Genomic DNA, 7,287 nt, shown 5'->3' on the forward strand with positions numbered 1-7,287 from the left:
AAAACCAACAATAATGACTAAAAACTATCTTCGCTGTCTCTTTCATACAGGTAGCAGTCCATTATGACCATATCGAACACAACTGTTTTAATACTCTCAAAGAATTCTGAAAACCAGAATGAACATGGCTTTACCTTAGTATAGTTAATCGTCACGGTTGCTATCTTGGCAATCATAGCGACGATTGCCACGCCCTATATCTTAAGTCTATTAGCACGTATGGAAGCCAGACGTATTGCAGGGCAAATAGACACTACTCTGACATTGGCAAAAGCTGAGAGTCATATTAGAAGACAGGATTTATTGGTTTGTTTGTCTAACAATGGTGGTCTCTGCCATAGAGACAGCTTTAAACAGTTATTACTATTCTCGGATAAAAATAATAATAACAATTTTGATGCGGGTATTGATGATTTATTAGAAGAGCAAGCGCTGAACCCGAAATACAGTACTTTATATTTACGAGTCGGTAATAACCGCCATTACACTAAGTTTTGGGGCAATAGCGGCAGTCCTCGTGGGCATTTCGGACATATTAAATACTGTCCAACCTCAACCTACAATCACACCATGTATCAAATCTCATTTAGCCAAGTCGGGCGCATTACTTATAAGCCCAATGAAGATCACCCAACCGGATGCGGCACTTAATACAATAGTTATAGGTATAAGCATTAACTGTCGTTACTATCGATGCATAGCTGTTTTCATCGTAATAACAGCCTGCTCTATCCCCATAAATAGCGCATCCGCTATCAAGGCATGACCAATATTTAGCTCATATATACCGTCAATTTGGGCAATCGCATTCACATTGTCACGGGTCAGACCGTGACCGGCATTGACCAACAGCTTACTATCCATTCGTTTAGCGGTAATCACTGCATTTTTGATACGTTCAAGCTCTATACTAACTTGCTCTATATTATCTTCCAAACCTGCCTCAGCATAAGAACCTGTATGTAGTTCGATCGCATCAGCGCCGCAATTAACTGCCGCTGTAATCTGCTTGTCGTCTGGATCAATAAATAAAGAAACTTTGATACCTGCTGCTTGTAACTTACTGACATAATCTGTCAATGAAGCTAGCTGCCCTGCCACATCAAGACCACCTTCTGTGGTCAGTTCAGCACGTTTTTCTGGCACTAAACATACCCAATATGGTTTAACTTGGCAGGCTATCTCTAGCATCTCAGTCGTTGCCGCCATCTCTAGATTCATTCTCGTGGTCAGCTGCCCTGCCATCTCATACACATCCGCATCTTGAATATGACGGCGATCTTCACGCAAATGAATGGTGATGCCATCAGCACCTGCTTTCTCACACAAAAGGGCTGCCGCTAGTGGGCTTGGATAGCTAACACCGCGTGCTTGACGTAAGGTTGCTACATGGTCAACATTGACACCTAAGAGAGGTTTTTTTGATATATTATCTGAATTTTTCTCTAATGTAGTCGGCAAAATCTGCGCTGTATCCGTCATAAAAAATCCTTTTATTAATAGTTAGATCATTTACTAAACATAGCTTGTAGCGTATTTATGATAAGTAGTTGTGAAAAGACTCTATCGTTAGATACGCTTTATAATTGATAACGCTGTTGCTGCTGCCAGAGCAAACGACTTTGTAGCGGTTGATAATCAAGCATATGATCAATTAATTGCCGATGTAAACGCGACCATGCGTTCAGCGTACTGCTGCACAACCCCTGCTTTGCCATTATCAAAATATCATCGCCCTTAAAAACCGCGTGACTTACCATACTGTTGCTCTCTTCTACATGCAAGATTGGCACTAAACCGACATCAGGTAAGAATCGGTAAACCTGTTCAGGCTCAATAGGGTTTTCAAGACTGTCTTGATATAACGTTAGTGAAAATCCCAACTCATTAAATAGATATCGCTCAAACTGGCGCAAACACAAACGTAGCTCGTCAGCAGTTAGAGGTTTTTTGAGCTGATATAGGCTATCTTGATAATGCTGCCATAATATTGGCATAGGATCTTCAGTAGGTAGTAATCGCCACAATATCTCATTCAGATACAAGGCTGCATATTGATGCTGACCTGTGATGCTTTCTTGATGGCGTATTTCTGCATTTGCTACATCATCATTTTGTAGGGCTGTTTTATGTGATGAAGTAAAAGGGGCAATATTGATTTGACTAAAGGTTTTGAGATCACGTTTGCCCGTAGCAAAGAGTTGTAAAGGCATAAAGAGTGGCGCGCCTTTTTTACCAATACCATGTATCACCCCATGCTGCTGAGAAAATAAATAATATAAGGCGCGCTTTTCTTGATAAGGGCGCTGGTGTAATAAATAACCGATTAACGCTTCATTACGCATGAATTATTACCTCAGCTATACTCCACTCAACATAAAAGAGAATGGCTCTTAATAGTCTTAATAGCCTAAACTGGTCAAAGCTCGCTCATCATCAGACCAACCGCGCTTGACTTTTACCCATAGCGTTAGCATAATTTTTTTATCAAATAGTTGTTCCATATCTTTACGCGCGTCCATACCCACTTGCTTGATACGTTGCCCTTTATCGCCAATCACAATCGCTTTTTGACCACTACGTTCAACATAAATAGTCGCATCGATAAAGGTACAGGCTTTACGTGGACGACCGGTTTTTGGATCAGTATGAGCAGCTTCGTCTTTAAAACCATCAATTTGTACCGTTAAATCATAAGGCACTTCATCACCGGCACTACGCATGATCTTTTCACGAATAATTTCACTAGCTAAAAAACGCTCTGAGCGATCGGTGATTTGTTCTGTATCGTAAATCGGTGCAGCAACTGGCAAATGTGATGCTATCACTTCTTGCAACCGATCTAAGTTTTGATTCTTTAATGCAGAAACAGGGACGATATCAGCAAAATCAAAGCTGTCGTTAAAGGTTTCCATTAAAGGTAAAACGCTGCCTTTATCTTTTAAGGTATCGGCTTTATTAATTACTAAAACCACATTTAGATTGGTATCACCAAGCTTTTGTAAAACCAGTAAATCATCGTCACGCCATTGGTCAGAATCAACAACAAATAATACCAAATCAACATCTACCAATGCAGAGACAGCCGCTTTATTCATACGCTCATTGATAGCACGTACTTCGTTACGATGAATACCTGGAGTGTCAACGAATACTGCCTGCATCTCATCATTAGATAAGATACCGTGGATACGATGGCGAGTCGTTTGTGGTTTACGCGAGGTGATAGAAAGCTTTTGACCCAATAAATGGTTCATCAACGTTGATTTGCCGACATTTGGGCGACCAACGATGGCGACATAGCCAGTTTTAAAACCTTCAGCGGCAAGTTTACTGTTATCTGGTGAAAAAAATGCTTCAATTGCTGAATCGTTATCTACTGCATTGTCTTCTACTTCGTTGATTTCTACTTCACTCATTTCTACTGCATTGCTTGTACTTGTATTTAGGTCAGTGTTTTCGGTCATATTTGTGGCATTATCTTCATTATTTAATGGCAAGTCAGTGTGATTGCTCATGGGGTAATCCTGTGGAGGTTGTCGTCAGTCAAACTGCTGTATGCGCATATAACAGCAGCACTGTTATTCAGTTAAAAATATTGGCTATCGTAATACTAAGACGTTAAAGAATGAGTATCTGAAAATGAAAAAGAGTATAAAGCTAGCTGCGCTTTTTGGGCACGCCTGGTAGTTTATGCAGCTGGTTAATCATTAATTCTGCCGCTTTTTGCTCAGCGATACGGCGACTTTCGCCAGATTCAGTGATATCAGGACAGTTAATAATATTTACCTGACAGCGTACCACAAATACCTGATGCGGGGCATTACCTTGTGTTTCCATCAGCTCATAATGTGGTAAATCAAATTGCTTCGACTGCAACCATTCTTGTAAGCGGCTCTTGGCATCTTTTAGGGCTTTTTGGTCGTTAACATTATCAATTAGATCACCATACCAAGACAGCACACACTCGCGCGTGATATCCATATCCTGACTGTCTAAATAAATCGCACCAATCAAGGATTCGACTGCGTCAGCTAATATAGAAGCACGATTGCGACCACCGCCTTTACGCTCACCAACTCCCAATATCAGCTGATTAGACAACTCTAGATTTTGGGCAATGATGACTAAAGACTCTTGGCGTACAAGTGTGGCACGCATACGAGTCAAGCGCCCTTCGTTTTGGCTCGGATAACGGTGATATAGCGCTTCACCGACTATCATACCTAGCAATGCATCACCCAAAAATTCTAAACGCTCATAATTCTTTTTACTATCGAATGAGCGATGAGTAAGTGCCAGTTTTGGTAGGCTTAAATCATTAAACACATAACCCAACTTGCGCGTTAATACTGCTAAGCGTTGAATAAATTCTGAGCTAATAATAAGCGTGTCATCAGACAGGCTACTTTTTGGTGGATTGTGATCCGCCTGAGGATACTGCGAAGTTGGTTTCATGCGAGGCTTATGATTATCCCTTTTGTTGCACTGTTTAAGTTCATTAAGATAGTAACGTTTTAAAATATAAAATACAAAAAACCAGCTCATAGACAACTACTTTCTAGAGTACTGGCTTTTTAAATCATTGCGGTTAAGATATTTAAATAAATTAGATTATTCTGCTGTGGTAGAGTCAATATCACCTTCAAATCGATTTACAATGTAAACATTGCCAAAAAGATTATTTGTTTTTTCATAACTTTTATAGACAGCCAATTGACCAGATTTTTTGTCTTTAAAAGTCAATACTTCTTCTGCTTTGGTGTCGTAATCAGCATTAATAGACAGCTGCTTATCAACGCCCTCAACGAACTGCTTGGCAGTTTCTTTCTTGCTATTAGACTCTTGAAGCTGAGCACTCAAGGTTTTGGTGAGCTGATAATCACCAATTTGTGCCGGTACAATGGCAACAATCAATTTAACAGCAACACCCAAAGCGATGATAATAAAAACGATACTAGTAACGCTAGCACCGCGCTGTGTTGATAAGCCAGATAACTGTTGCACCATAATACCTCTCAGCAGAAAATAGCTATAGTTATAATTTTATAAGCCTGCAATTCACTAGATATATCAAAAGATAGTCATAATATTAGCACAAAACGTTTATCGATAAATCAGTCGATAGCACCATTACGCATAAAGGTTGGCAGCTTTAAACCTGGTGGCTTGTGCATCCAGATATATATCGCTTTACCTGCTAAATTATCATCTGGCACAAAACCCCAAAAGCGTCCATCTGCGCTGCGATCACGGTTATCACCCATGACAAAATATTGCCCTTCTGGCACCTCAATACGCCACTCATTACCTTCTGAGCTCACCACTTCTGGCGACTGCTGCTGCAAAAACGGTGCATACTGCGAGCTGTTCATATCTTTTAAATAACGAACAAGGTGTTCATGCTTGCCTTGGGTCTCTTGAAAATACTCCGCTTCGCCCTCTTCTTGTTGACCCATCGCCGCGGCATTCTCTTCTGTCAGTATTTGATCAGGTGCAATTTGTCCTGCACCGTACAACTGTGAAGTTAACTCAGCATTGGCATCAAAATTAATGGCTTGGGTGGGAACGGGCACATCATTAATCGCAAGCTGTCCTTGATTATAACTGACCGTATCACCGGGCAGACCAATTACACGCTTGATATAGTAGATACTGGGATTATCAGGATAGCGAAAAACAGCCACGTCGCCATGTTCAGGCGCGCCGGTATCAATTACTTTATTATAAGTCAGTGGCAAACGTACCCCATAAGCGTATTTATTGACGGCAATAAAATCACCAGTATATAAGGTCGGCACCATGGAAGACGACGGAATATTAAATGGCTCAATTAAGAACGAGCGTACAATTAATACCACCGCCAGCACAGGGAAAAAATCATATGCCCAGCGTACCAGCAAGCTCTCTTTACCGTGACCGCGGGTTTTACGTTGTTTCAGTGTTAGCTTATCTAATAGCCAGATAATACCCAAACCTATGGTTAATGGCACTAAAATCAAATTGAAATCAAAATCCATACTTAACTGCCTATTAGCGAGCTACTTATCCAACGATGACATCCGTAAAAACAGCAATGATGGTTCATTTATTAATAATTTAATCAACTTGCAATACGGCTAAGAAGGCTTCTTGTGGAATCTCAACGTTACCCACTTGCTTCATGCGTTTTTTACCGGCTTTCTGTTTCGAGAGTAGCTTTTTCTTACGCGAAACGTCACCGCCATAACATTTAGCCAAGACGTCTTTACGCATGGCTTTCACGGTACTACGTCCGATAATCTGGCTACCAATCGCTGCCTGAATTGCAACATCAAACATCTGACGCGGAATCAACTCTTTCATCTTGCTAACCAGCGCATTACCACGATAGCGTGACTGGGTTTCATGAACAATCATGGCAAGCGCATCGACTTTATCACCATTAATCAAGACGTCAATTTTAACCAATTTATCGACTTGATAACGCTCAAAATTATAATCAAGTGACGCAAAACCACGTGATACCGATTTTAGACGGTCAAAGAAGTCCATGACCACTTCGCCCATTGGAATATCAAAGATTAGCTGTACTTGACGACCCATAAAGCGCATATCAACTTGCACACCGCGACGCTCAATACAAAGCGTCATCACGTTACCGAGATAATCCTGCGGTACTAAAATCTGACAGCGCGCAATCGGCTCACGGAACTCTTCGATATTATTCGGTTCAGGCAATCTTGACGGGTTATCAACATAGATGATGCTGCCATCTTTTTTCACAATCTCATAGATAACTGACGGCGCAGTGGTAATCAAATCCAAGTCATACTCACGCTCGAGGCGCTCTTGGATAATCTCCATGTGCAGCATACCAAGGAAACCACAACGGAAACCAAAACCTAGTGCATCAGAAGTGTCTGGCTCAAAGAATAACGACGCATCGTTGATTTGCAATTTTTGCAGCGCTTCACGGAATTTTTCAAAATCAGTAGATTCAACAGGGAACATACCGGCATAAACTTGCGGCGTAATCTGTTTAAATCCAGGAATACGATCAACATCAGGCGTACTGGCATGAGTAATCGTGTCACCAACTGGCGCACCAGCAATATCCTTAATACCAGCGATAATAAAGCCTACTTCACCAGCTTCTAAGATACCCGTATCTAATGGCTTCGGGGTAAAGACACCAATTGATCCGACTAAATGCGCCTCTTTGGTAGATTTAATATAAAGTTTATCACCTTTTTTTATCGTACCTTGGCGGACACGTACTAACGAAACCACACCTAAATAATTATC

8 protein-coding genes are annotated in these 7,287 nt (G+C 41.0%); 1 reads left to right on the top strand and 7 read right to left on the bottom strand.

From position 1 onward, the window contains the following. Window positions 1-165: 165 nt before the first annotated feature. Window positions 166-651 (top strand): GspH/FimT family pseudopilin, encoded by a 486-nt coding sequence (locus tag VLN09_RS11505; RefSeq protein WP_325246647.1) that lies wholly within the window; start codon window positions 166-168, stop codon window positions 649-651. A gap of 36 nt (window positions 652-687) precedes the next feature. Here VLN09_RS11505 and VLN09_RS11510 read toward each other — a convergent pair whose 3' ends face one another. The 7 genes from VLN09_RS11510 to lepA all read right to left on the bottom strand — a co-directional run. After that, a complete protein-coding gene (locus tag VLN09_RS11510) occupies window positions 688-1,482 on the bottom strand; it encodes a pyridoxine 5'-phosphate synthase (RefSeq protein ID WP_325246649.1) in 795 nt (264 codons plus the stop codon). A 98-nt stretch (window positions 1,483-1,580) separates the two neighbouring features. After that, a complete protein-coding gene (gene recO, locus VLN09_RS11515; protein ID WP_325246651.1) occupies window positions 1,581-2,345 on the bottom strand; it encodes a DNA repair protein RecO in 765 nt (254 codons plus the stop codon). 57 nt (window positions 2,346-2,402) lie between these two features. Then, window positions 2,403-3,419, bottom strand: coding sequence for a GTPase Era (era, locus tag VLN09_RS11520; protein WP_414709133.1), 1,017 nt, complete (start codon window positions 3,417-3,419; stop codon window positions 2,403-2,405). Between the two features lie 241 nt (window positions 3,420-3,660). Next, window positions 3,661-4,458 carry a ribonuclease III gene (rnc, locus tag VLN09_RS11525; RefSeq protein WP_325246655.1) on the bottom strand — a complete coding sequence of 266 codons (798 nt, stop codon included), beginning with the start codon at window positions 4,456-4,458 and terminating at the stop codon, window positions 3,661-3,663. Window positions 4,459-4,614: 156 nt separating this feature from the next. Continuing rightward, complete coding sequence (locus VLN09_RS11530; RefSeq protein WP_325246657.1) at window positions 4,615-5,010, bottom strand: DUF4845 domain-containing protein; 396 nt, start codon at window positions 5,008-5,010, stop codon at window positions 4,615-4,617. Between the two features lie 107 nt (window positions 5,011-5,117). Further along, on the bottom strand, window positions 5,118-6,020 hold the full coding sequence (lepB, locus tag VLN09_RS11535) for a signal peptidase I (RefSeq protein WP_325246659.1): 903 nt from the start codon (window positions 6,018-6,020) through the stop codon (window positions 5,118-5,120). 79 nt (window positions 6,021-6,099) lie between these two features. Further along, on the bottom strand, window positions 6,100-7,287 hold a 1,188-nt coding region (gene lepA / locus VLN09_RS11540), incomplete at its 5' end, for a translation elongation factor 4 (protein ID WP_325246661.1).

The sequence above is a fragment of the Psychrobacter sp. genome (genome assembly GCF_035469765.1).
GTDB lineage: Bacteria > Pseudomonadota > Gammaproteobacteria > Pseudomonadales > Moraxellaceae > Psychrobacter.

Excerpts from the sequence above, each read along its gene's own strand:
- VLN09_RS11510 (WP_325246649.1), bottom strand. The coding sequence starts at position 1,482 with ATGACGGATACAGCGCAGATTTTGCCGACTACATTAGAGAAAAATTCA.
- recO (WP_325246651.1), bottom strand. The coding sequence starts at position 2,345 with ATGCGTAATGAAGCGTTAATCGGTTATTTATTACACCAGCGCCCTTAT.
- era (WP_414709133.1), bottom strand. The coding sequence starts at position 3,419 with ATGAGTGAAGTAGAAATCAACGAAGTAGAAGACAATGCAGTAGATAAC.
- rnc (WP_325246655.1), bottom strand. The coding sequence starts at position 4,458 with ATGAAACCAACTTCGCAGTATCCTCAGGCGGATCACAATCCACCAAAA.
- VLN09_RS11530 (WP_325246657.1), bottom strand. The coding sequence starts at position 5,010 with ATGGTGCAACAGTTATCTGGCTTATCAACACAGCGCGGTGCTAGCGTT.
- lepB (WP_325246659.1), bottom strand. The coding sequence starts at position 6,020 with ATGGATTTTGATTTCAATTTGATTTTAGTGCCATTAACCATAGGTTTG.